Annotated in this window: 24 protein-coding genes; 7 read left to right on the top strand and 17 right to left on the bottom strand. The window is 58.1% G+C overall.

The genetic code is table 11. The features are described 5' to 3' along the window. Nucleotides 1-33 precede the first annotated feature (33 nt). The 3 genes from ACR3FC_RS14150 to ACR3FC_RS14140 are packed head-to-tail and all read left to right on the top strand — an operon-like array spanning nt 34 to nt 3391. Nucleotides 34-1107, top strand: a complete 1074-nt coding sequence (locus tag ACR3FC_RS14150) for an AI-2E family transporter (RefSeq protein ID WP_480475855.1) — start codon at nt 34-36, stop codon at nt 1105-1107. Next, nucleotides 1108-1797 (top strand): HdaA/DnaA family protein, encoded by a 690-nt coding sequence (locus ACR3FC_RS14145; RefSeq protein WP_480475853.1) that lies wholly within the window; start codon nt 1108-1110, stop codon nt 1795-1797. Between the two features lie 49 nt (nt 1798-1846). Next, complete coding sequence (locus ACR3FC_RS14140; RefSeq protein ID WP_480475851.1) at nt 1847-3391, top strand: Ppx/GppA family phosphatase; 1545 nt, start codon at nt 1847-1849, stop codon at nt 3389-3391. A 12-nt stretch (nt 3392-3403) separates the two neighbouring features. On the opposite strand, the gene ACR3FC_RS14135 is transcribed toward ACR3FC_RS14140, so the two are convergent. From ACR3FC_RS14135 to scpA, 6 genes are all read right to left on the bottom strand, one after another. Beyond that, nucleotides 3404-3778: a hypothetical protein gene (locus tag ACR3FC_RS14135; RefSeq protein WP_480475849.1), complete on the bottom strand. Its 375-nt coding sequence runs from the start codon at nt 3776-3778 to the stop codon at nt 3404-3406. Nucleotides 3779-3815: 37 nt separating this feature from the next. Continuing rightward, nucleotides 3816-4817, bottom strand: coding sequence for an endonuclease/exonuclease/phosphatase family protein (locus ACR3FC_RS14130; protein WP_480476920.1), 1002 nt, complete (start codon nt 4815-4817; stop codon nt 3816-3818). 4 nt (nt 4818-4821) lie between these two features. Beyond that, the gene (locus ACR3FC_RS14125) at nt 4822-5502 is read right to left on the bottom strand and encodes a molecular chaperone DjiA (RefSeq protein ID WP_209597848.1); all 681 of its coding nucleotides are present in this window, start codon (nt 5500-5502) and stop codon (nt 4822-4824) included. Between the two features lie 45 nt (nt 5503-5547). Continuing rightward, the gene (locus ACR3FC_RS14120; RefSeq protein ID WP_480475847.1) at nt 5548-6036 is read right to left on the bottom strand and encodes an N-acetyltransferase family protein; all 489 of its coding nucleotides are present in this window, start codon (nt 6034-6036) and stop codon (nt 5548-5550) included. After that, nucleotides 6033-6635, bottom strand: coding sequence for a VOC family protein (locus ACR3FC_RS14115; RefSeq protein ID WP_480475845.1), 603 nt, complete (start codon nt 6633-6635; stop codon nt 6033-6035). Before ACR3FC_RS14115 ends, ACR3FC_RS14120 begins: the two co-directional genes overlap by 4 nt. A 103-nt stretch (nt 6636-6738) precedes the next feature. After that, complete coding sequence (gene scpA, locus ACR3FC_RS14110) at nt 6739-8865, bottom strand: methylmalonyl-CoA mutase (RefSeq protein ID WP_480475843.1); 2127 nt, start codon at nt 8863-8865, stop codon at nt 6739-6741. Nucleotides 8866-9033: 168 nt separating this feature from the next. Here scpA and ACR3FC_RS14105 point away from each other — a divergent pair, with 168 nt between their 5' ends. Next, entirely contained in the window at nt 9034-9480 is a 447-nt protein-coding gene (locus ACR3FC_RS14105) for a DUF4174 domain-containing protein (protein ID WP_480475841.1), read from the top strand. A 76-nt stretch (nt 9481-9556) separates the two neighbouring features. On the opposite strand, the gene ACR3FC_RS14100 is transcribed toward ACR3FC_RS14105, so the two are convergent. Both ACR3FC_RS14100 and ACR3FC_RS14095 read right to left on the bottom strand, forming a co-directional pair. Next, complete coding sequence (locus ACR3FC_RS14100) at nt 9557-11602, bottom strand: ATP-binding protein (RefSeq protein WP_480475839.1); 2046 nt, start codon at nt 11600-11602, stop codon at nt 9557-9559. 116 nt (nt 11603-11718) lie between these two features. Then, nucleotides 11719-11922: a hypothetical protein gene (locus tag ACR3FC_RS14095; protein WP_480475837.1), complete on the bottom strand. Its 204-nt coding sequence runs from the start codon at nt 11920-11922 to the stop codon at nt 11719-11721. A gap of 650 nt (nt 11923-12572) precedes the next feature. Here ACR3FC_RS14095 and ACR3FC_RS14090 point away from each other — a divergent pair. Beyond that, on the top strand, nt 12573-13724 hold the full coding sequence (locus ACR3FC_RS14090; RefSeq protein WP_480475835.1) for a DcaP family trimeric outer membrane transporter: 1152 nt from the start codon (nt 12573-12575) through the stop codon (nt 13722-13724). A gap of 86 nt (nt 13725-13810) precedes the next feature. On the opposite strand, the gene ACR3FC_RS14085 is transcribed toward ACR3FC_RS14090, so the two are convergent. From ACR3FC_RS14085 to ACR3FC_RS14075, 3 genes are all read right to left on the bottom strand, one after another. Beyond that, the gene (locus ACR3FC_RS14085; protein ID WP_480475833.1) at nt 13811-14164 is read right to left on the bottom strand and encodes a hypothetical protein; all 354 of its coding nucleotides are present in this window, start codon (nt 14162-14164) and stop codon (nt 13811-13813) included. Nucleotides 14165-14297: 133 nt separating this feature from the next. Continuing rightward, the gene (locus ACR3FC_RS14080; protein ID WP_480475831.1) at nt 14298-14783 is read right to left on the bottom strand and encodes a DUF6497 family protein; all 486 of its coding nucleotides are present in this window, start codon (nt 14781-14783) and stop codon (nt 14298-14300) included. Between the two features lie 113 nt (nt 14784-14896). Then, on the bottom strand, nt 14897-16429 hold the full coding sequence (locus tag ACR3FC_RS14075) for an acyl-CoA carboxylase subunit beta (RefSeq protein ID WP_480475829.1): 1533 nt from the start codon (nt 16427-16429) through the stop codon (nt 14897-14899). A gap of 183 nt (nt 16430-16612) precedes the next feature. Between ACR3FC_RS14075 and ACR3FC_RS14070 the strand changes: the two genes are divergently transcribed. Continuing rightward, nucleotides 16613-17818, top strand: a complete 1206-nt coding sequence (locus ACR3FC_RS14070) for a multidrug effflux MFS transporter (RefSeq protein ID WP_480475827.1) — start codon at nt 16613-16615, stop codon at nt 17816-17818. 63 nt (nt 17819-17881) lie between these two features. Further along, entirely contained in the window at nt 17882-19282 is a 1401-nt protein-coding gene (locus tag ACR3FC_RS14065; protein ID WP_480475825.1) for a helix-turn-helix domain-containing protein, read from the top strand. 73 nt (nt 19283-19355) lie between these two features. Here the strand turns inward: ACR3FC_RS14065 and ACR3FC_RS14060 are convergent, their stop codons facing one another. From ACR3FC_RS14060 to ACR3FC_RS14035, 6 genes are all read right to left on the bottom strand, one after another. Continuing rightward, nucleotides 19356-19595, bottom strand: coding sequence for an HP1242/YdcH family protein (locus ACR3FC_RS14060; protein ID WP_480475823.1), 240 nt, complete (start codon nt 19593-19595; stop codon nt 19356-19358). A gap of 255 nt (nt 19596-19850) precedes the next feature. Beyond that, nucleotides 19851-21509: a choline dehydrogenase gene (gene betA, locus ACR3FC_RS14055; protein WP_480475821.1), complete on the bottom strand. Its 1659-nt coding sequence runs from the start codon at nt 21507-21509 to the stop codon at nt 19851-19853. A 66-nt stretch (nt 21510-21575) separates the two neighbouring features. After that, nucleotides 21576-23084: a choline-sulfatase gene (gene betC, locus ACR3FC_RS14050; protein WP_480475819.1), complete on the bottom strand. Its 1509-nt coding sequence runs from the start codon at nt 23082-23084 to the stop codon at nt 21576-21578. Next, nucleotides 23081-23653, bottom strand: a complete 573-nt coding sequence (betI, locus tag ACR3FC_RS14045; RefSeq protein ID WP_480475817.1) for a choline-binding transcriptional repressor BetI — start codon at nt 23651-23653, stop codon at nt 23081-23083. Before betI ends, betC begins: the two co-directional genes overlap by 4 nt. Before the next feature lie 83 nt (nt 23654-23736). Then, a complete protein-coding gene (locus ACR3FC_RS14040; protein ID WP_480475815.1) occupies nt 23737-24645 on the bottom strand; it encodes a DMT family transporter in 909 nt (302 codons plus the stop codon). 40 nt (nt 24646-24685) lie between these two features. Next, complete coding sequence (locus ACR3FC_RS14035) at nt 24686-25285, bottom strand: LysE/ArgO family amino acid transporter (protein WP_480475813.1); 600 nt, start codon at nt 25283-25285, stop codon at nt 24686-24688. Between the last annotated feature and the right edge of the window lie 46 nt (nt 25286-25331).

Raw genomic sequence — 25331 nt, 5'->3', positions numbered from 1 at the left:
AACACCTGCAAGGGCCTGAACAAGGGGATCGCCATGGCTTTGCCGGTTAAGGATCAGCTGAGATACTGGAGCATCGCCGCTGCGGTTTTCGCGTTGATCCTGTGGGCGCTTGGGGATGTCTTGCTGCCTTTTGTCATCGGCGGGGCCATTGCCTATTTCCTGGATCCGGTCGCTGACCGGCTGGAGCGGTTGGGCCTGTCGCGTATGGCCGCCACGGCAGTCATCACGGTCGTCGGTGTTCTGGGGTTTGTACTGGCAATTCTGATGGTGGTCCCTGCGTTGATCACCCAGTTGCTGGATCTTGTCGATGTACTGCCCGATCTGTTCAAACAATTGCGCAGTTTCATAGAAAAACAGTTCCCGTCCTTGCTTGACCGGGACTCGAGCACGCACGCGATGCTGGTGTCCTTTGGCGAAACGCTGAAATCCAAGACCGGGGACGTTATGCAGACGCTGCTGACCTCGCTGGGCTCCGCGATCAACATCGTTGTTCTGTTGGTCATTGTCCCGGTCGTTGCCGTTTACTTGCTGTTGGACTGGGATCGCATGACCGCCCGCATCGGAGAGCTGCTGCCACGTGACCACGCCCCCATCATCAGGCGGCTGGCGGGTGAGATCGACGCGGTTCTGGCCTCGTTCGTGCGCGGCATGGGAACGGTCTGCCTAATCCTTGGCAGCTATTACGCGGTCGCACTGATGCTTGCTGGCCTGCAATTCGGTCTGATTGTGGGCTTTATCGCGGGCTTGGTCACGTTCATTCCCTATCTGGGCGCCCTTATCGGAGGCTCGCTGGCCATCGGGCTTGCGCTGTTTCAGTTCTGGGGCGACTGGGCTCATATCGGGCTTATCGCGGGTATCTTTGCCATTGGGCAGGTCACCGAGGGCAATTTCCTGACACCCAAGCTGGTCGGCAGCTCTGTCGGGCTGCATCCAGTCTGGTTGCTGCTGGCCCTGTCGGTCTTTGGCGCGCTGTTCGGCTTCGTCGGCATGCTGATCGCTGTCCCGGTCGCCGCGGCATTGGGCGTGTTGGCCCGCTTTGCCACATCGCTATACCTCGACAGCAGATTGTACACTGGTCTTGAAGGTCTGGATCAGGAAACCGAGTAAATGGCGCGACAACTCAGCTTTGATCTGCCCGCCAAAACTGCGCTCGGGCGAGAGGATTTCTTTGTGTCACCGGCCAATGCGCTGGCGGTGGCAATGATCTCGGCCACGTCATGGCCCGGCAACAAGCTGGTACTGAGCGGGCCCTCCGGCGCGGGCAAAACCCATCTGGCCCATGTCTGGGCCGCTGAAACCGGCGGGCGTATCCTTCAGGCCAGAGACCTGCGATATGACGATGTGCCAGACCTGGCGCGTATGCCGATCGCGGTCGAAGACGTGCCTTTGATAGCCGGTGATCTCGAGCAGCAAAAAACGCTGTTCCACCTGCATAACCTTGTTCTGGCCGAGGGGCTCCCCTTGCTGATGACCGGCCGTCTTGCACCAAAATTCTGGGAGTTGCCGCTGGCCGACCTGCAAAGCCGGGTCGAAGGTGCCCATCACGTCGCACTGGATCCGCCCGACGACGCATTGCTGGGCGCGGTTCTTGCCAAGCTGTTTGTCGACAGGCAGCTCAACCCCGGCCCCGATGTCATCGCCTATCTTGTCAAGCATATGGACCGGCGGTTTGAAAGCGCAGCCGACGTTGTATCCCAACTGGACCAACTGGCCCTGGCGGAAAAACGCGACATTACACGCGCGCTGGCCATTCGCGTACTGAACACGGCTCCGGATGAGGTCGAGACCAATGATTGACCCGCTGACGTCAATTTCGCATCCTCAAACAGGACAATCTGGAAGGCACATGGATCAGACCGTCGAAACCGATATCCCGGACTGGGGAACAATCGGAAAGCCCCTGTTTGACAAACCGGATGCACGGGCACTATCCCGCGTCGGGGTTGTCGATGTCGGGTCGAACTCGGTCCGGATGGTCATTTTCGACGGGGCGGCGCGATCACCGGCCTATTTCTACAATGAAAAGGTCATGTGCGAACTGGGGGCAGGCCTGTCCGAAACCGGACGACTGAACCCGCGTGGCCGCGACCGCGCCTTGTCGGCCCTACGACGGTTCCAGCACCTGGCAATGGATCTGGATTTGCCCGGTTTGCATGTTGTGGCCACCGCTGCTGTGCGCGAAGCCTCGGATGGGCCCGAGTTCTGCGATCAGGTGCAGGCTGAAACCGGTTTGCAGGTTGCCATCATTGACGGTGACGAAGAAGCCCGCCTGTCGGCGCAGGGTGTCTTGTTGGGGTGGCCCGGAGCTTATGGACTGATCTGCGATATCGGCGGGTCGTCGATGGAATTGGCCGAAATAGGCGGTGGTCAGGTCGGCCGCCGCGTGACCTCGCCGCTTGGGCCGTTGAAACTGCGTGACATCAAAGGCGGGCGACGTGCGCGAAAAGCGCATATCAAGGAAACGATGGAGGATCTGCGCAATCAGATGGGCCAGCAGCGGGACCGTTTATTTCTGGTCGGCGGCAGCTGGCGGGCCTTTGCGCGGCTGGACATGCTGCGGCGGGGCTATCCGCTGAACGTGCTGCATGAATACCGCATGACCACCAAACAGGTGCGCGAGACGATCAAATACATCGAAAAACACGATAGCGAAAAGCTGCGTGCTCAGGCGGGCGTGTCCAGTTCGCGCATGGCGCTTATCCCATATGCGATGGATGTTCTGGCGCGGCTGATCCGCACGTTCAAACCCAAAGATATCGCCATCTCAAGCTATGGTATCCGCGAGGGCTTGTTGTATGAGCAGATGCCGCAGGAAGTGCGCGACCGCGACCCGCTGATCGAAGCCAGCCGGTTCTCGGAAGCAAAGGACGCCCGCCTGCCCGGATTTGGCAGCAATCTCTATGATTTTGTCATCCCGCTGTTCAGATCCGCACCGCCCAGCAGGGTGCGCCTGATCAAGGCGGCCTGCCTGCTGCATGATGTAAGCTGGCGCGCGCATCCCGATTATCGGGCCGAGGTGTGTTTCGACAACGTCACGCGCGCCAATCTTGGTGGCTTGAAGCACTCCGAGCGTGTCTTCATCGGATTGGCACTGCAACACCGCTATCGCAACAAGCGGGAAGGCAACCGGTTCTCTCGGCTTTACGAGTTGCTGGACGAAAATAGCCAGAAACAGGCCGAGATTCTGGGCAAGGCCATGCGCTTTGGCGCGATGCTGTGGATGCACAACGATGCCAATATGGGGCAGCTCAAGTTTTTCCCCAAGAAGCGAGAGCTGGAACTGTATCTGCCCGAAACCGCTGCCCCCCTGTTCAGCGAAGTGGCTGAAGCCCGGCTGAACGCTTTGGCAGCGGCGCTGAAATCTCAGACTCGCGTGATTGTCAAAGGCTGACTCTTGAGCGGGTCAGATATCTGTGGGTCCTTCGGGCACCTCGATATCTTGCTTTTCGGGCTGAGAAGGCTCTTGGGGCGGTTTTCTGCGGATAATGATATCGCCATTGGGCAGGATCTCGGGTGGTTCATAAACACTCCAGTCCTTGACCTCAGCCGCCAGTTCAGCAAGTGCCGGGCCCATCTGCTGCAAGAATGACTGCATTGCCGGGCCAAGCTCTTCCGCCAGACCCAGCAAGTTTTCCAATGCCGGTTCCATTTCCTTGCGCAGACCTTCGAAAAACAGTTCGGCCCCCTGCTCCATCAGGGATTTTTCATTGTCTTCCTGCGCCATCGCAGGCGCGGCAAGGAACATTGAGATCGTACCGATCAGCAAAATGCGTTTCATACCTGACATATAAGGCCCGTGTGGCAGGCTGGAAAGGTCACAGATCAATATCCAGCGTGACCGGAAAATGATCGGAGGCCGTCAAAAGCGCCTGCCGCAATTCCTGTTCAGTCCAACAGGTGGCATCCTGAAACGGGTGCCAGATACGCCAGGACGGGCGATATGCTTGCAGGTCCGCGGTAATCATTATGTAATCCAGCAAAGCGTCCAGAAATTTGCCTTCCTCAGGACGGGCAAAGCGCGCAGTGGCAGGCACCGGGCCGGGCCGAAACCTGTAGGCTGTGACGGCGTTCGGATCGAACAATCCGGCTTGCAGCAACACCTCGACCGACGAGCGGCCAAAGAGGTGTTCAAACTCATCCAGCCCGGGGCCATCGTTCAGATCGCCCAGCAAAATGACAGGCTGTTTTTGCGCAACATGCCATTCGACGCGCCGTGCAAGCCAGATCGCTTGCGCCAGCTGCTTGCGGCGATTGGCAATCGAGATCCGGATCGCCTCGTCCCGCGATTCGGCACCGTGCGGTGCCTTGGATTTCAGATGTGCCCCGATCAGGCGGATGTTGTGCCCGGCTTGCGTCGTCACCGCCAGTTCCATCGGCGGTTTGGAGAACCGCACGACGTCCTCGGTCGCATCAATATCGAGGTCGATTTTGAACACGCCATCGAACCGGGGGGCTGCCGTATCTGCAATATCTCCCTTGGGGTCATGGCGAACACTCAGCACCGTTCTGTCATAGAGCAATGCCAGTTCCTGATGTGTGTCGTTTGCATAGCCCATCACCGCATCAGACGTGCGCAAGTCGAACGCTTCGGCAAAGGTTTGCAGGGCCCGAACCGTGTTCTGGCGTCTGCCGGTGTTGGGCGCCTCGACGATTACAATCGCATCAGCGTCAATTGCGGTCAGCACCTTGGCAATCGCTTCGACCTGCTGCGCTTTGGTGACGTCGTGCCTGCCAGACCAGCTGTCATCGACGATCAGCCTGTCTTTCTGGTCAAACAGATTGGCGAACCATTCGATATTATAAGTCGCCAGCCGCATCTGATCAGGCCCGCGCGCCGTTGATTTCATCCCAGGCACGATTGATGTCGATCATCTTTTTTTCGGCCAGCCGGATCGCCTCTTCGGGGACACCCCGGGCCATCATGGCGTCGGGGTGCGTTTCCCGAACCAGCTGCCGCCAGACCTTGCGAATATCGGGCAGCGGCATGTCATGCGGAACGCCCAGTACCGTATAAGGATCGTTTGGCGCATCGGGGACAAAACGCGCCCGCAGTGCTTTGAACTGCGCGTCGGTTTGTCCGAAGATCTGGCTGACATCTTCGAGAAATGCGTTTTCGTTCGGATGATAGAAACCGTCCGCCATCGCAATGTGAAAAAGCCCCTCCATCAAGTCACACAGGGTTGTGCTGTCTTCCGAGAACATGCGTGCGATCTTGCGCGCGTAGTCCTGATATCCCGCCACGTCCGTACGGGCCATGTTGAAGACTCGGGCTGCACCTTCCTCATCTTCGCGCGCAATCTGAAACACGTCGCGAAAGGCGGTGACCTCATCACGGGTCACCTGACCGTCTGCCTTGGCCATTTTGGCACCCAGTGCGATGACCGCAATCGTAAAGGCCACGGACCGCTCCGGTGGCGAGCGTAGTTTTTCAAAAACTGCGGTCAGGCTTTCGCCTTGGGCAAGCGCGCTCAGCGCATCGGATATGCGGGTCCAGATCGACATGACCGCACCCTAGCGTCACAATTCGGGACTGTCAGGTGCAACAGGTCATTCAGCACCAAGAATTTTCTGCATCAGCACAAGGTCCAGCCGCTGGCCGAACTTAAAGCCGACTTCGGGCATCACCCCGACTTTCGAATAGCCAAGTGCGGCATGAAACGCCTCAGCCCCCGGATTGGCCGAGGATATGCCCGCGACCAGAACATGAACGCCTTGGGATTGCGCGATTTCCTCCAGCTCTGACATCAACGCACGTCCCACCCCTTTGCCCCACGCATCCGGTGACAGCTGGATCGTATGTTCGCATGTTTGCGCATAACCGGGCCCGGTTCGGAAAGGGCCATATGTGGCAAAGCCGATAACGTGGCTGTCGTGCTCGGCAACCAGATAACCAGGCACGCGTGCCTTGATATCTTCGGCAATCTGGGCGGCGCTGCGCTCGTCCGGCGTGAAAGTGACCAAAGTGTCCCGGATGATCGCATTGGTGATCCGGGCAATGGCTGGTGCATCTGACGCTGTGGCCGGGCGAATGTTCATTCCAGCACCCGAAGCCCATGAGCTGTCTCGATCTCTGCCTGCAAAGCCGCGGGGCCGGTATCGAACACAACAAGATCCAGCTCACCCAGTCGACGGGCCAGTGTCAGGGCATCGGGGTGATAGACAACCAGACGCCGCAACCGGCACGCGCTGTCCTGCAACATGTTTGCCGGGTGCAGGTCGCCCTGCCATTCGATAAGGGCGGGAAACAGATTGTCGAACGGCAAACGCCCCGTTGGCGGAACCGCCATGCGCCATTGCAACGCGCCGCGGGTCAGGTCGATGGGCTCTCCGGTGCCATCGGGAAAGATCGACAGTGTGGCCTCGATATCCTCGACCCGGCATATCCAGTTCGTCAAACGCGGGCCGCCCTGAAAATTGTCCAGATCGAACCATCGCGGCCTGCCCGGAGGCTGCGCCTGCGGATCGATGGCAATCGCTTCCAGATAGAGCCCGTCTCTGAGCCCCAGCAGCCTGTTATGTGTCCCGAATTTTTCGTGTTTCCCACCGGGTTGCAGTGCAACACCAAGCGCCTGTTCGATATGCGCAGACGCTTCTTCAAGCGTTTCGCCCGCGACGGCCAGATGATCGAGTAACATGTGCACCCTCCTGCGAAAACGACCGGACCCAAAGGGATCCGGCCGCATGTTTTCGCCATTGGCGCAGGATCACAAGAGCTTTCGTTGAAAGACTTGCCTTGTGTCAGGGCCGCGCTTCGCGGATCAGGCGCAGAATGTCCTGAGCGGCCTCGGGAATGTTGGTGCCCGGACCAAAGATAGCCTTGACCCCATGGTCATACAGGAACTGGTAATCCTGTTGCGGGATCACCCCACCACAGATCACGATGATATCGTCGGCCCCTGCTTTCTTCAGCTCTTCCACCAGCTGCGGTGCCAGTGTTTTATGCCCCGCCGCCTGTGAGGAAATGCCGACCACATGTACGTCATTGTCCACCGCGTCCTGCGCGGCCTCGGCAGGTGTCTGGAACAGCGGGCCAACGTCCACGTCGAACCCGATATCGGCAAAGGCCGTGGCGATAACCTTGGCACCGCGATCATGCCCGTCCTGCCCCATCTTGACCACCAGCAGACGGGGGCGGCGGCCCTCGGCCTCGGCAAAGTCCTCGATGGATTTCTGGATCGCGGCAAAGCCTTCGTCGCCTTCATAAGCAGCGCCATAGACACCGGCCAGGGTTTTCACCTCGGCGCGATGGCGGCCGAATTCTTTCTCCATTGCCATGCTGATCTCTCCTACGGATGCACGGGCGCGGGCGGCTTCGACCGCAGCGGCCAGCAGGTTTCCGCCCTCCTGGGCGGTCTTGGTCAGGGCGTCCAGCGCGGCTTGGCACGCGGCTTCATCACGGGTTGCGCGAATGCGTTCCAGCCGCGCCACTTGCGCCTCGCGCACGGCGACGTTGTCGACATCCAGAATGTCGATCGGGTCTTCCTGTTCCTTGCGGTACTTGTTGACGCCGACGATCACTTCGTCGCCCCGGTCGATCATGGCCTGACGGCGGGCTGCGCTTTCCTCGATCCGCAGCTTGGGCATACCCGAGGCAACCGCCTTGGTCATGCCACCCATCTCTTCGACCTCTTGCATCAGGGCCCAGGCTTTTTCGACCAGTTCATTGGTCAGGCTTTCAACATAGTAAGAACCGGCCAGAGGATCGACCACATCAGTTACACCGGTTTCTTCCTGAAGCACGAGCTGCGTGTTCCGCGCAATGCGGGCCGAGAAATCGGTGGGCAGCGCAATTGCCTCGTCCAGAGCATTTGTATGCAACGATTGGGTGCCACCCAGAACTGCGCTCATCGCTTCATAGGCGGTGCGGATAACATTGTTGTAAGGGTCCTGTTCCTGAAGCGAAACGCCGGAAGTCTGGCAATGGGTGCGCAGCATTTTCGACCGTTCGGACTTTGCCCCGAACTCGGTCATTACCCGGTGCCATAGCGTGCGAGCGGCGCGCAGTTTGGCGATCTCCATGAAGAAATTCATGCCGATGGCAAAGAAGAACGACAAACGGCCCGCGAACTTGTCCACGTCCATCCCGGCCTCAGTCGCGGCACGGACGTATTCGCGCCCATCGGCCAGCGTATAGGCCAGTTCCTGAACAAGGTTCGCCCCGGCCTCTTGCATGTGATAGCCCGAGATCGAGATCGAGTTGAACTTGGGCATCTCATTCGACGTGTATTCGATGATGTCCGAGATGATCTTCATCGACGGTTCAGGCGGGTAGATATAGGTGTTGCGCACCATGAATTCTTTCAGAATGTCGTTCTGAATGGTGCCGGAAAGGACAGACTTGTCGTGACCCTGTTCTTCACCCGCAACGATGAAACTTGCCAGGATCGGAACAACCGCGCCATTCATGGTCATCGAGACCGAGACCTTGTCCAGCGGGATGCCGTCAAACAGGATCTTCATATCCTCGACACTGTCGATCGCAACGCCTGCCTTACCGACATCGCCAACAACGCGCGGGTGATCACTGTCATAGCCGCGATGTGTCGCCAGATCGAAGGCAACCGAAACGCCTTGCTGGCCTGCTGCCAAGTTGCGTCGGTAAAACGCGTTCGACTCCTCGGCGGTTGAGAAACCCGCATATTGGCGGATCGTCCACGGACGCCCGGCATACATCGTGGCCTTGACACCACGGGTAAACGGTCCAAATCCCGGCAAAGACCCCATATGAGGCAGATCGGCGGTGTCTTCCTGGGTGTAAAGCGGTTTGACCGCGATACCTTCCAGCGTTTCCTTGGTCAGGTCGTCCAACGGACGTCCGCGCAGCTCTTTCTCGGCAAGCGCTTTCCAGTCCTTCGTGTCGGTCATTTCGATTTCCTCTCGTCAATACGGATGGCGGTCGCTGAAAGCGTCCGCGCCAAAGTCCTGCACTTGGCCTGTTCATTCAGGTGCAAGCGCGAAAATGTGGTCACCCGGCGCAAATCGCCGGTCGCAATCGCGGGCACAGGGGCTATATTTGAAAGAACAGGAGGCCACATGACACGCACGCTTGCCTTTGTTTTCTCGGCACTAATCCCTCTGGCTGCCCTAGCGGCAGACGGAACCGCGCCGTCTGATGACAGTTTTGTCCGCCCGGTGGGTGAAAGTGAACTCAGCGAGTTCTTGTGGGTCAAACGCCCCATCGTGGTTTTTGCTGACACGCCTGCCGATCCGAGGTTCCAGCAGCAGATCGATATGCTTGTCGCAGAAGAAGCAGCCATGCGCGACCGCGATGTCATCGTGCTAACAGACACGGACCCGTCTGCCCGGTCCCCGATCCGGACCAAGCTGCGACCGCGTGGTTTCCAGATGGTGTTCGTCGACAAAGACGGTGTGGTCAAATTGCGCAAACCCAGCCCGTGGAGCGTGCGTGAGATTGGCAGATCTATCGACAAGACCCCCCTGCGCGAACGCGAGATCCGCGACCGGCGCGAAGGGGGCTGAACGCTTTCGCCACACCCAATGGCCCCGGCGCGATGCGCCGAGAACGTTGGAATGTATATCGAAAGCGCCAACATGGTCACTCGAACTCGATGATTACGTCGTCCACAGCAAGGCTGTCACCGGGGCCTGCATTGACTTTGGCCACCACGCCCCTCTTTTCTGCACGCAGGATGTTTTCCATCTTCATCGCCTCAATCGTGCAAAGCGCCTGACCTTCCTGCACTTCCTGCCCCACTTCGACATCGACCTTCACGACTAGGCCCGGCATTGGGCAGAGCAGCAACTTCGAGGTATCAGGCGGCAGTTTTTCCGGCATCAGTTTGGCCAGTTCCGCCTGCCGTGGGCGGCGCACATGCACTTTCATGTCAGCGCCCCGGTTGCGAACACGGAACCCGCCCGAGACCTTGCCGATTTTCAGAACCAGCGGGCTGCCATCCACGTCCAGAACCGCCAGCTGATCGCCCGGCGTCCAGTCCGAGGCGACACGCAAGGACGGTCCGTCCTCAAACTTGACCGTTGACCCCTCTTTGTCGGCATTGACCTGCACGGCGAACTCCTGCCCCTGCAATGTCACAACCCAGCGCTTGCCTACTTTGCGTTCGTGATTGTCCATCCGCCCCGACACGCGAGTGCGCCGGATTTCGGCGACGCGGTGCATGGCCGCGCAGGAAGCAGCAATCCGGCGCAGATCAGCTTCGGGCAGCGTGACGCCCTCGAACCCGTCTGGGTATTCTTCAGCAATGAAGGCCGTTGTCATGTCACCGCTGACAAACTTTGGGTGATCCATAACTGCCGACAGGAACGGCAGGTTGTGACCGATGCCTTCCACTTCGAAACTGTCCAGCGCCACGCGCATCGCCTCGATAGCTTTTTCGCGGGACGGCGCCCAGGTGCAGAGTTTGGCGATCATCGGGTCGTAATACATGCTGATCTCGCCGCCTTCGTAGACGCCGGTATCATTGCGCACGGCGGTTTCGCCTTCTGGTGCTTCACCCTGCCATTTGCCGTTGACCAGCAACGGACCAGCCGCGGTTTCCTGCGGCGGGCGATACCGGGTCAGACGACCGATCGACGGCAGGAAGTTGCGATACGGGTCTTCCGCATACAGACGGTTTTCAATCGCCCAGCCGGTCAGGGTCACGTCATCCTGCGTTATCGAAAGCTTTTCACCCGCTGCGACACGGATCATCTGCTCGACCAGATCGACGCCGGTGATCAGTTCCGTAACAGGGTGTTCCACCTGCAGGCGCGTGTTCATTTCGAGGAAGTAGAAGTTCTTGTCTCCGTCCACGATGAACTCGACCGTACCTGCACTTGCGTAGTTCACGGCCTTGGCCAGAGCGACAGCCTGTTCACCCATCGCCTTGCGGGTTTCGGGATCAAGGAAGGGTGACGGCGCCTCTTCCACCACTTTCTGATTCCGGCGCTGGATTGAGCATTCACGCTCGCCCAGGTAAATGCCATTTCCGTGACTGTCGCACAGAACCTGAATTTCGATGTGGCGCGGCTGGGTTACGAATTTTTCGATGAAGATCCGGTCATCTCCGAACGAGTTTGCGGCTTCGTTCTTGGACGACTGAAAGCCTTCGCGCGCCTCTTCATCGCTCCACGCGATGCGCATGCCCTTACCACCGCCACCGGCGCTGGCCTTGATCATGACCGGATAACCGATTTCGTTCGAGATCTTGACCGCCTCGTCCGCGTCCTCGATTAGCCCCATGTAACCCGGAACCGTCGAAACTCCGGCCTCCTGTGCGATCTTCTTCGAAGTGATCTTGTCGCCCATGCTTTCGATTGCACCAACAGGGGGACCGACAAAGGCGACACCTTCGGCCTCGAGCGCCTCGGCGAACTTCGAATTTTCCGACAGGAAGCCATAGCCGGGATGAACCGCCTGCGCGCCGCTTTTGCGGATGGCATCCATGACCTTGTCGATCACAATGTAGGACTGGTTCGCCGGGGGCGGACCGATATGCACGGCTTCGTCGGCCATCGACACATGCAACGCGTTCTTGTCCGCGTCCGAATAAATGGCAACGGTGCCGATACCCATCTTGCGGGCGGTCTTGATGACCCGGCAGGCGATCTCGCCCCGATTGGCGATCAGGATCTTATTGAACATGAAACGTCCTTTGGCTTGGTGTTCCGGAAACGCAAAACGCCGCCGCAGGGAACGATCCCCACGACGGCGTGATGCGCGATGATGGCTGAGGCGCCAGGCGCCCCGAAAGATTTGCGTTAGTTACAGGTGTTCTGCGTCTTGCAGTACAGCACGTTGCCCGCTGCGCCGACAGCCGCGCCAAACAGCGGGTCGGCATTGAGGACCGCGGCCCCCACAGCCCCGGCACCGCCGCCGAGGATTGCCTGTTCGCCCGTGGTGTCACCGCACGCGGCCAGACCAGCACAGGTCGCCGCAACAAGGATGAGTTTCGAGAATCGCATTGTGTCTGCCCTTTTAGGTTTCTTGGTTCGTTTAGGGCCAGATGCGCGAAATGCGGCTTGTTATTCAATATCAATGGGGTTGCAGGCAGGTTTTGTGCGGGATTTCGCCACTTTTTGGCTCCGCGGCCCACAAAGAAAAACGCGGACAGGTCTATGTGGGGAACACAAGCCTGCCCGCGCAAGGAAGGGGTACGGAATAGTAGGTGCATGTGCGGCGCAGGCAAAGTAGAGCCGCACGGCCCATTCAGATTGCACGGCACAATCCGTTGGGCAAACACAGTATTGTTTCCCAAGGGCAACTCGGCTGGTTTCTGCCCAAGCCGCAACATGGCGCGCAACTTCGTGCCGACAGCATTCATGGGAATTACCAGCGCGATAGACCCGTTCACCGTCACAGTTTCGTGACGAAAGGGGCCGCTTCCGATGTTTTCTGCGACTGCAACATCACGAATCGCCGCTACTGCACAGGCGAAGGAATTCCCTCGCAGCAGTGCGTTAGATGACAGGTTCAAGACGCCGTGATTCAAGAAGCCGAAAAAGGCACATTTTCTTGAGAAATCAGACGGTTCTATTCTCTTTCTCGTGATTTCCAAAGATTTCTGCTGCGTGAAACGGTCCTTGGGCACACTCGCACTCAAAGGAACACCCACATGACTATGACTAGAAAAAAGGCACTCCTGCTCGCTGCCTCTGCGCTCAGTGTGACTGGCACGTTTGCTTTCGCTCAGGACGCCCAGACCCAGGCCGAACTCGACGCTTTGCGCGCACGGGTCGAGGCGCTGGAAGCCGGCAAAAGCAGCCCCGCCAACGGAGATTTCCGCATCGGCAACACCGTTCTGGACGTTTACGGATATGTGAAGGCCGATTTCTTTTATGACTTCGACTACGATCAGGGGGATACGGCGTTCGTGAATGTCATCGGCGAACCCTCGGCCGCAACCGACGGCACCTTCGGGGCAACCGTTCGCCAATCGCGGATCGGACTGCGCACCACCACCCCAAGCGGGATCGGCGACATTGGCGGACAGCTTGAGCTTGACCTGTTCGGTTCCGGTGGCACGGCTGAATTGCGCATACGCCATGCCAACATCACCATTGGCGACCAGTTCCTGATCGGTCAGTATTGGACAAACTTCCAACCATTGGACACCTACCCGACCACCGTCGAATTCAACGGCCCGGTGGGTATCGCATTCGCCCGTGTCCCGCAGTTGAGATACACTGGGCAGCTTGGCAGCAATGCACAGTTTGCGGTCTCGATCGAAGAGAACGTGAGCGGGTCGAATTCCGATGATCCCGTCCTGACGGCCTCGGCGGAGTATAACGACGGCACATATATTGCCCGTGGAGCCGTTTTGTACGGCAAAGCCAATTCCGGCAATGTCGAAGTGGATCAGACGGGCTTTACGTTGTCGGGCGGCATTCGCCCCTGGCAAGGTGGATTGTTCCAGGTCAACTACGTCACTGGTGAGGCGCTTGGGCCATACCTGATCGGTCTCGGCGATGCCATTGTCGGAGGACAGGCCAACGATGTGGATGGCTATACCGTGGAATTCAGGCAGGACCTCAGCCCGAAGTTGAACGTTGGCATTTCCTATGGTCGCGAGAGTTATGATCTGCCGACCTCGACCGGCACCCTGTCCTTCACCGAGCTGGAAACGATCCATGTCAACGCGTTCTACAAGGCGACAGACAGTCTGACGCTCAGCGCCGAGTATATCTATGGCGAGCGGAACGACGCGCCCACCGGCAGAACCTTTGATGGCAGCCGTGTTCAGCTTGCGGCGCAGTTGAACTTCTGAGACCACACACAAATCCTGCCCGGTTTCGGGCAGGATCTTCCCGAAACCGGCAGTGATTGGCTTATGTACGGCTGCGAATATCACAATCAGTCCATCCCGTCGATGATGTCCGGGAAGGATGCGCGCGCAGCGTCTACGTCGATGACAAGCAAGGCATCATAGCTGGCCGGATCAAAGGGGTCTTCTGCCGGAATGACTTCGCGCCCGAACAGCCAGCTCAAACGCCCGGCATCCAGATTGCCCCGTTCGAACGGCTGGTCACCGAAATGGGTCCAAAGGGCTTCCATGAACGCAATATCAGCGCGCTTGTCCGCAGGTTTACGATCCCGAAACCGCTCCCGCCGCGTTAACGGTGTAACGCCCTTTGGGTTGGCGCGACGAATGGTGAACTGAAAGTCTGTGCCTGAAAGGCGACCGGGAAAACCACGATGCTTCAGCATGAAAGGCCCCCTTGTGTCATACTTGCAGACAAAAGCAATTCGAGCCCGAAAAGGGATGGGTTCATGATGCGCACCTCCAAAGCCGCACAGTTGGTTTGAGATGCTTTGTACTCATGGAATCTTGCGGTCATGGTCAAAGCCCCTCCCAGATACACTTGGACTGCTCCAGCCGGTAGGCCTCAAAAAACTGGGTCGCATCAGGGGCGGCATCACCAAACTCAACCGGGCGATCGGACAAAGAGATCACGACCCGCGCCGGCTGCAATTCATGCTGCGCGACATATGGAACGGCCAGAATCTGGCACAGGTGCTCCATATCCTTCGACGCCACATCATACCCGATCCGCCCCACTGACGCGCCTATTCTGGGCGCGATAAAGCGAAAGCGCAGCCAAAGCTCGCCTGGATTGTTGTCCAGCAGGACATCGCCCAGTTGCACTGGCTGGCCCGAAGGCACCGGCAGCAACGAATCGGAGTCCGCAAAAGCCGGATGATTGAAGGTGAGAACAACCAGACAAATGGCGCAACCCCGGACCCACCAGCGGCGAGCTCCTCCTTCCGGGGTCGCGCGCGCAGTACGATTGGCCTGCGCGGTTCTATGTCTGACGGGTCGGATCATTCAACTATTTGCCGGGTTTTGTCAATTCCGCCTCAATTTGAGGGGGTTTCAGCCTCAGAACCGCTGTGACGGTCAAAGATTGAGCGGGGCAGATCACCCCGCCCCCAGAAGGATCACAGCGGGATATTGTCGTGCTTTTTCCACGGGTTTTTCAGTTGTTTGCCGCGCAAGCTGGCAAATGCCCGGGACACACGTCGGCGGGTCGAATGCGGCATGATCACCTCATCGATGAAGCCGCGCTCGGCTGCCACGAAGGGATTTGCAAATCGGTCTTCGTAATCCTTGGTGTGAGACGCAATCTTGTCCGCATCGTCCAGATCGGCGCGATGAATGATCTCGGTCGCCCCTTTGGCCCCCATGACCGCGATTTCGGCGGTGGGCCAGGCATAGTTGAAATCACCGCGCAAATGCTTCGAGGCCATAACGTCATAAGCACCGCCATAAGCCTTTCGGGTAATCACCGTAACCTTCGGAACGGTCGCCTCACCATAGGCAAAGAGCAACTTGGCCCCATGCTTAATGACACCGCCATATTCCTGGCTTGTTCCCGGAAGGAAGCCAGGAACGTCGACCAGTGTCAGGATCGGGATTTCGAAACAGTCACAGAAGCGTACAAAGCGCGCAGCCTTACGTGACGAGTCGATATCCAGACACCCGGCCAGCACCATCGGCTGATTTGCGACGACGCCAACGGTCTGACCTTCCAACCGGATGAACCCGGTAATGATGTTCTTGGCAAAATCTTCCTGAATTTCGTAGAAATCGCCTTCATCCGCTACTTTGGCGATGAGTTCCTTCATGTCGTAGGGGGTGTTCGGATTCTCTGGGATAAGAGTGTCCAGCGAAGCCTCGATCCGGCCGGGTTCGTCAAAGAACGGGCGCACGGGCGGCTTTTCGCGGTTGTTGAGGGGCAGGAAGTCCACCAGGCGCCGCACCTCGGCCAAAGCTTCGACGTCGTTTTCGAACGCGCCATCAGCGACCGAGGATTTCTTGGTGTGGGTCGAAGCCCCGCCCAGTTCCTCGGCAGTCACCACTTCGTTGGTTACGGTTTTCACCACATCCGGGCCAGTCACGAACATGTAAGAGGTGTCTTTGACCATGAAGATAAAGTCGGTCATCGCCGGGCTATACACTGCACCACCGGCACAGGGGCCCATGATTACACTGATCTGCGGCACCACGCCCGAAGCCATGATGTTACGCTGGAACACTTCGGCATAACCCGCCAGCGAAGCCACACCTTCCTGAATGCGCGCGCCGCCCGAATCGTTGATGCCAATTACCGGCGCACCGTTCTGCACCGCCATGTCCATAATCTTGCAGATCTTTTGAGCATGGGTTTCTGACAGCGATCCGCCAAAGACGGTAAAATCCTGGCTGAACACATAAACCATGCGCCCGTTGATCGTGCCCCAGCCGGTGACGACACCGTCACCCGCAGGCTTTTGTTTTTCCATCCCAAAATCGGTGCAGCGGTGGCTGACGAACATGTCAAACTCTTCAAAGCTGCCCTCGTCCAGCAGAAGTTCGATCCGTTCACGTGCGGTCAGCTTGCCGCGCGCGTGCTGGGCATCGATCCGTTTCTGCCCGCCCCCCAGACGTGCGTGATCACGGCGGGCTTCCAATTCGGAAAGAATGTCTTTCATGACGACTATCCCCTTATAAATTTGCCGGGACCCTACCTGTTTGGGCCGCTCATCCAAAGCTATTTTCGGCAAATTTGCAAAATTTCAGCAACAGTAATTTGGATAACTGCAAAACTGCGAATTTTCACGAGCAATTCTGCGAATGACTGGCAATCCGAAAATCCACGGCTATACATGTGAACCATGCAGTTCAGCTCTGACGCGGTCCACCGCACACCACCCACATTGGCGACGCTTGTTTTACTCTCGGGCCTTTCCGCCCTGAGCATGAACCTGTTTCTGCCCAGCCTGCCAAACATGGCCGAGTATTTCGAAACCGATTACAAGGTCATGCAGCTGTCGATTGCGCTTTATCTGCTGATCAATGCCATTCTGCAAATTCTCATAGGTCCAATCGCGGATCAGGCAGGCAGACGGCCGGTTTTGCTTTGGGGCCTTGGCCTGTTCCTGATGGCAACCCTGGGATGCATCTTTGCCCCCAATGCTACGGTTTTTCTGGCGTTCAGGATGTGTCAGGCGGTTGTGGTCGTCGGTATGGTTCTCAGCCGCGCTGCGGTGCGGGATATGTACGATCAGGATCAAGCTGCCTCGATGATCGGTTATGTGACGATGGGCATGGCCGTGGTTCCAATGATTGGCCCTGCCATCGGCGGCTTGCTGGAAGTGAGTTTTGGTTGGAAAGCGAATTTCTGGCTGCCCTTTGCCGTAGGTCTGCTGACTATGGCACTGACCTATTCGGACTTTGGGGAAACATCGGCAAAAAGCGGCAAGACACTTGTCCAGCAATTCAAGGAATACCCCGAACTTCTAACCTCGCCACGGTTCTGGGGGTACTCACTGGCTTGCGCCTTCTCTTCGGGTTCGTTTTTCGCCTACCTCGGCGGCGCACCGTTCATTGGCACAGAACTCTTCGGCTTGAGCGCGGCACAGGTTGGCATTTATTTTGGCGCACCTGCGGTTGGGTATTTTGTAGGTAACTTTATGAGTGGGCGGTTTTCAGTACGGTTCGGCGTGAACCGCATGGTGCTGTGGGGAAGCCTGTTCAATGCGTTTGGCGTCGCTGTATCGGCATTGCTGTTTTTAGCGGACCGCGGAACCGCACTTAGTTTCTTTGGGTTCATGACATTTGTGGGCGTCGGCAATGGCATGGTCATCCCCAACGCAACCTCGGGCGCGCTATCAGTGCGCCCTCACCTGGCTGCAACCGCCTCGGGCCTGAGTGGCGCCATCATGTTGGGCGGCGGCGCCGGGCTGAGCGCGCTGGCAGGTGCCTTGCTGACGCGTGAAACCGGCGCGATGCCGCTGCTTTGGCTGATGCTGGCAACAGCCGTTCTGGCGATCGTCGCAATTTCAACTGTCGTACGAAGAGAACGGCAATTAGGGCTGTAACCGCTTGCCCCAATGACTTTGCAAAGTTATCCTCGGCAATTGGAAAACTTGCAAAGGCACCCTATGGCCACCCAAAAGCTCTATGCGGGCGCGAAACTGCGCGAAATGCGTACGCGCCCGACTCTGACGCAGCGCGAATTTGCCGCCAAACTGGGAGTTTCACTGCCCTACCTGAACCAGATGGAGAACAACAACCGGCCGATCTCGACCACGGTTGTGCTGGCTCTGGCGCAGGAATTCGGAATGGATGTTACCGAACTCAGCACCGGAGACAGCGAACGTCTTGTTTCAGACATGCGCGAGGCGCTGGCCGATCCTGTTTTTTCGGACATTCAGCCCCCACTGGCAGATCTGCGACTGACAGCTTCCAACGCCCCGGCTCTGGCGCGGGCGTTTATCGAATTGCATAAAACCTATCGGCAGACACATGAACGCCTTGCCTCGCTGGACGAGGCTTTGGGACGCGAAGATGCGCGCATTCAGGCCAGCCCGTGGGAAGAAGTGCGCGATTTCTTCCACTACTGCGACAACTACATCGACGCCGTGGACAGGGCTGCGGAACTGTTTGCCAACCGCGCCGACGGCCCCGGCGGTATCCGGCAAGCCGCCCTGAGCAGCCTTTCAGAGCGTGGAATTCAGGTGGTTTTTTCAGATACGGGCCCCTTGCGCGCTTATGATGTCGACAGCAAAATTTTGCGCCTGTCCTCCCGTGCTGCGCCGCAGACGCAAGTGTTCCAACTTCTGTTGCAGGTTGCGCTGATCAGTCAGGACCAGTTGCTGGAGGCGACGCTGGATTTCGCCAAATTCCAAAGCGACGAAGCCCGCGCCATCGCCAAGATCGGACTTGCCAACTATTTCGCTGGTGCCTCTCTGATGCCTTATACCGCGTTTTTGACCGCCGCTCAGGAAGAGCGTCACGATCTGGAGCTGCTCAGCAACCGTTTCGGGGCGTCGGTCGAGCAGGTTGCACATCGGCTGTCGACACTACAGCGTCCCGGCGCCAAGGGTATCCCGTTCTTCTTCGTCCGGGTTGATCAGGCCGGTACGATCACCAAGCGGCACTCGGCCACACGCCTGCAATTTGCGCGCTTTGGTGGGGCCTGCCCGCTTTGGAACGTGCATCGCGCCTTTGAAACGCCCGGCCATTTCCTGCGGCAGCTGGCGGAAACGCCTGATGGTGTTCGCTATATTTCGCTGGCGCGGGATGTCTCAAAATCTGGGGGCTCGTTTGGCGCTCCGGTCAGACGGTACGCCATAGCGCTGGGATGCGAGGTCCGTCATGCCCCGGCTCTTGTTTATGCTGATAACCTCGACATCAACAATGCCAGCGCCTACGAGCCTATCGGTATTTCCTGCCGCATCTGCGAGCGGCAAACCTGTCACCAGCGTTCGGTCCCGCCGCTGGAACGCCGTCTGAGCATCGACACCCATATTCGCGGCACCCTGCCCTATGAAGTGACCTGATCTTAGTCTGATTTATTATCCCACCGGTGTAGCGTCTCTGGTCACGACGGGGGCAGAGCCCCCGTCACTATGTTTAAGCCTTGGACAGGATCGCCCAAATCTCATCCTTCAGCGCCGCGCGCTTTTTGCGCAGGTCAACCTCAGCCAATTCTTCCATGGGCTCGACATTGGTTTCAGCGCGGTGAACTTCGCGGTTGACCTCATGATATTCATCGGCCAGCCGCGCAAAATGCGCATCCGTTTGCTTGAGCTGGCTCATCAGTTCAACTTTGTCCGGAAACTCTTCGGCCAGTTCATGCGGGGTGTGAGACATCTCTGTTCGCTCCTTCATATGTCGTTGCAAATCAGTGATAGAAGCGTGACCGAGCTTTCGCTTTGACCGGGATCAACTACCCGCAATAATCCCGTGAGTTTCAATACAACGCCACGCGCCATCCTGCCGTGCAGAGGGCAAGTTGTTCTGAAACGTGGCTCAGGCTTATCTGGACAAGAACACTGAACTTTTTGCTAATATACCCCCGGCAAGCGCCGAAAATTTACGCATTCAACCGGGGGCAGTTCAGAAGGATTAACGCTGCGCGGTTGCCCAGCCCGGGTGAATCCACGGGCGGTCATTGGCCTTGGGCAACGGGTCTTTGCCCAGCAGGGAATCCGATACTTTCTCGCCTACCATGATCGAGGGCGCGTTGAGATTGCCGTTGGTGATCTGCGGGAAAATCGAACTGTCCGCGACGCGCAGCCCGTCCACACCGATGACGCGACCCTCAGGATCGACCACCGCACCTTTGTCATCCGCACGCCCCATCCGGCAGGTGCCGCAGGGGTGATAGGCGCTTTCGGCATGTTCCGCGATAAAGGCGTTCAACTCTTCATCCGTTTGCAAAGAGGCACCCGGTTGAATTTCCTTACCGGCGTAAGGTTTGAACGCATCCTGCCCAAAGATTTCACGGGTCAGTCGGATACAGGTGCGGAAATCCTCCCAATCCTCTTCGTGGCTCATGTAGTTGAACTTTATCACCGGTGCGTCTTCAGCCCTGCCCGACCGCAGTGTGACCGCACCCCGCGAGGGCGAGCGCATCGGGCCGACATGTGCCTGGAATCCGTGCCCTTCAGCCGCAGCCTGCCCATCATAGCGGACCGCAATTGGCAGGAAGTGATACTGGATATCAGGGTATTCCACCCCCGGTTTCGACCGGATAAAGGCCGCGCTCTCGAATTGGTTCGACGCCCCTAGCCCCTTTTTTGTAAACAGCCACTGCGCCCCGATCAGGCCCTTGCTGAACAGGTTCCAGTGTTTGTAAAGCGTGATGGGTTGCAGCGAGGCCTGCTGAATATAAAGCTCCAGATGGTCCTGAAGGTTCGCACCCACCCCCGGACGATCTGCTACAATGTCGATCCCATGTTCCGCCAGATGCGCGCCCGGGCCGATACCGGACAGCATCAGCAGCTTGGGCGAGTTGATCGAGGACGCAGCCAGAATGACCTCGCGCCGGGCCTTGATGATCTCTTTCTTGTCGCCACGGATCAATTCCACGCCAGTGGCGCGACCGTTTTCCATAACAACCCGAGACGCAAGGCCCCGCACGATATCGCAATTGTCACGCTTGAGCGCGGGCTTCAGATATGCATTCGCCGCTGACCAGCGCCGCCCTTTCCAGACGGTCTGTTCCATCGGGCCAAAGCCTTCCTGCTTTTCGCCGTTATAGTCGCCGGTGACCTCGTATCCTGCCTGCTGACCCGCATCGACAAAGGCCTGAAACAGTGGGTTCGCACGTGGGCCGCGCGATACGTGCAACGGGCCGTTGGTTCCGCGCCAGGCCGGATCGCCGCCATGACCACCGTCATGCCATGTCTCCATGCGTTTGTAATAGGGCAGCACATCCGCATAGGACCAGCCGTCGGCCCCCATCTCGGCCCAAGTGTCGAAATCGCGTGCGTGACCGCGTACATAAACCATGCCGTTGATCGACGATGACCCGCCGATCACCTTGCCGCGCGGGCAGGCCAGACGGCGGTTGTTCAGATGCGGTTCGGGCTCGGACTGATATCCCCAGTCATAGCGCGACATGTTCATCGGATAGCTGAGCGCGGCGGGCATCTGGATAAACGGCCCCAAGTCGGTACCACCGTGCTCGATCACCAGAACCGAGGCCCCACCTTCGCTCAGACGATATGCCATTGCGCAGCCTGCGGACCCTGCGCCAACGATGACAAAATCTGCTTCCATATTCACAACTCCCCGCCCGCCGGGAAAAACGCCTCCGGCGGGAGTATTTTCAAAAAGACGAAGAGATTACTCGCCGCGTGGGAACCGGGCGTTTTCCTCGACGATGTTCAGATCCATATGATTGCGCATGTAGCGTTCGGACGCTTTTTGCAGCGGCTGATAATCCCATGGGTAATATCCGCCTTGCCGCAGTGCCTCGTACACGACCCAGCGTCGCGCCTGACTGGCGCGGACATCCGCGTCGAAGCGCTCCAAATCCCAGCGGGCCTCGGACTTTGCCCGCAGGGTTTGCAGCGTGCCCGCATGTTCGGGACTGTCTGCCAGATTGGTCAGCTCATGCGGGTCTGCCTCAAGATCAAACAGTTGATCCGGGTCCAGCGCGCATCGATTGTATTTCCACTTGCCATAGCGCAGCGACACCAGCGGCGCGTAAGATGCCTCGGCCGCGTATTCCATAGCCACAGGCGCGGTTCGCGTGCCACCTTGCGCCAATGGCACCAGGTTTTCGCCGTCCGTCCATGGTGCGATTTCGTCCATGTCAACGCCTGCCAGAGCCCCGAGCGTGGGTGTCACGTCGATGGTGGAAACCGGCGTATCGATCCGCCCCGCAGGCAAATCCGGGGACGATATCATCAAAGGTACGCGCGCCGAGCCTTCGTAGAAGTTCATTTTGAACCAGAGGCCACGTTCACCCAGCATGTCACCGTGATCCGAGACGAACAGGATGATCGCCTCTTGCCGTGTCGTTTCGAGCACTTCGAGGATTTCACCGATCTTGTCGTCCAGATAGGAAATATTGGCGAAATAGGCGCGGCGCGACTTTCGGATATCTTCTTGGGTGATGTCGAAGCTACGCCAGTCGTTGGCATCGAAGATCCGCTTGGCGTGAGGATCCTGGTTGTCATAGCCGATATCAGCGATTTCGGGCAGCAGATGCGCGCAATCCTCGTAAAGGTCCCAGTATTTGCGACGGGCGACATAGGGATCATGCGGATGGGTGAAGCTGACCGTCACGCACCATGGGCGGTCATCCTTGCCGCGCGCAAGGTCATACAGTTTGGCCTTGGCGTTATAGGCGACCTCGTCATCATACTCCATTTGGTTGGAAATCTCGGCAATACCCGCGCCGGTCACCGACCCCATGTTGTGATACCACCAGTCGATCCGCTCACCCGGCTTTCGGTAATCCGGTGTCCAGCCAAAATCGGCCGGGTAGATATCAGTTGTCAGGCGATCCTCAAACCCGTGCATCTGGTCCGGCCCGACAAAGTGCATTTTGCCTGACAGACAGGTGTAATAGCCCGCGCGACGCAGGTGATGTGCGTAAGTTGGGATATCGCTGCGAAACTCTGCCGCGTTGTCATAGACGCCGGTGCTTGAGGGCAATTGACCGGACATGAAGCTGGCCCGCCCCGGCGCGCAAAGCGGCGACGCAGTATAAGCGTTGGCAAAGCGGGTCGACCGTTCGGCCAGTTTCTTCAGGTTCGGAGCATGAAGCCAGTCAGCGGGACCGTCGGGAAAGAGGGTTCCGTTCAGCTGATCCACCATCAGGATCAGAATGTTTGGTTTTGTCATTTTTCAGCCTCGAGCAGAGTATCGAGCACGCGCATAGCGTGGTTCACGGCCAGTTGCGGTTCTTCCGGGGCGCTGAGTGCTGCGCGAATATAGAGCCCGTCAATCAGGGCAATCATATTCTCGGCAGCCTCAACCGGATCCAGCATCCTTGGACGCAGGGCATGAACCAGATTCGATCTGATGCGCGCCTGATAGATCTGCCACAATCGCAGCGCGTCACTGTTGGTCTGCGCCAACACATAAAACGTCATCCAGGCGGCAGTCACGTCAGGTGTGAAACACGAAGGGGCAAAACAGGCGTGGATAATCGCCTCTGCCCGATTGCCCGGTTTGGCCGCTTTCAACTGGGCCCTGGCTTCGTCGCTGAAGTCGGCGAGGATCTGACGCATTGCGGCCAGAAATATCTGATCCTTTCCGCCAAAATAATGGTGTGCCAATGCGCTGGACATGCCCGCGCGTTTGGCAATCTGGCTTACGGTTACATCCAGGGATTTCTTGACACCCAGTTCAGCAATCGTCGCTCGAACAATCGCGTCCTTGCGGATCGGCTCCATTCCAACTTTTGGCATCGCTTTCCCCATACAGGTGTCATGCGACCAAGCTAGGATGTTTTTATTGACTCGTCAATCAATGTAAACACTGAGATGTCTTGTTACAGCTTCGGCGCAATACTGGGAGGCGTCAAGTCCCGCCGGTTCAACATGAACTCGCGCCATGAGATGAAGCTTACAGCGCCCAGTATCAGGGTTCCGCCAGCCACAACCCAAAGGTCGACGCTTTCGTGGAAGATTGCTGCACCCACAAGCGTGGCCCAGATCAACTGCAGGAAAGTGACGGGTTGTGTGACGGCCACAGGCGCGGCCTGCAACGCCAATGTCATGAAGTAATGACCTGCGGTCGCAAAGCTGGCCACCAGAAACAGAACCCCGAGTTCTTGCATACTGGGCCGGGTCCAGACGGCAACCGCAAAGGGGATCAAGGCTATGGTTACCCAGATGGACAGATGCGCCACAACAACCGAAGGTGGAACGTCGCGGACAAGAAGCTTGGCCAGCAAATAGGACCCGCTTAGCATCAGGGCCGTTCCGAGCATGGCAAGGTGACCTTGTGAGACTTCGCGAAACCCGGGGCGCAGGATGACCAGCACGCCCACCAAAGCGACCAGAATCGCGGCGACCCTGCGAAAAGCCAACTTCTCACCCAGAAACAGGGCTGCACCCAAGGTGACATAAACCGGCGTCATGTAGTTCATCGCAGTGACTTCGGCCAAGGGAATTTGTGTCATGGCGAAGAACCAAAGCATGACAGCAATCGCGTGTACTACACCGCGCAAACCGAACAGCGTCAGCAGGCGGGGTGTCAGCCGGGTCGCCATGATCGACCGCAAGGCCGGTAACAGAAACACCAATCCCAGCGCATAACGCAGGAATGCGGCCTGGATCGGATTCATCGTCGTGCCCAGAGATTTGACCAATGCGGTCATCACAACAAAGGACAGCCCGGCGGCAAACATCCAGAACATAGCGGCAAGCGGGCGCGACGAAACGGCAAGCGATGTCATGGCTTAGGTTGAACACCGAAACCCTGCCGGGAACAACCCTTCACATGACAACAAGTTTCAGTGCGATACCCAGCATTACGACACCGATCACTGCATCCAGCACCTGCCAGGCGCGCGGGCGCGCAAACACCGGAGACAGAACACCTGCGCCGTATCCAAGTGAAAAGAAGAAGGCAAAGCTGGACGTGACCGCCCCGATGGCAAATCCGACCCGGTCATCATACTGTGCCGAGATGGAACCGATCAGAACCACTGTATCCAGATAGACATGCGGGTTCAGCCAGGTGAAGGCGAGAACGGTAAGCATTGCGGTTTTAAGGCTGGTTCGCGGGCCGTTGCCCGTTTCCATTACCGCGCCACCCCGCAGGGCAGACCCGAAACTGCGCAGCCCATACCACGTCAGAAAAGCGGCCCCGCCAAATCGCAGTACAGGTTCAAACCAGGGGGCTGAATGCGCCAGAGTCCCGAACCCTGTGACGCCTGCAACAATCAAAACCGCGTCAGACATTGAGCAGGTCAGGCACAGAAGAAACACATGTTCACGCCGCAACCCCTGTCGGAGAATAAAGGCGTTCTGTGCCCCGATGGCGAGGATCAGACTGAAACCCAGCGCGAAACCGGCGATCATGGACGTGGGCATGGGACCTCCTGCTATTGCAAGACGTTGACTAAGATCGTCGGTGCGA

This window comes from Ruegeria sp. AF3 (assembly GCF_056536285.1).
This window is presented reverse-complemented; position numbering and strand designations above follow the sequence as displayed.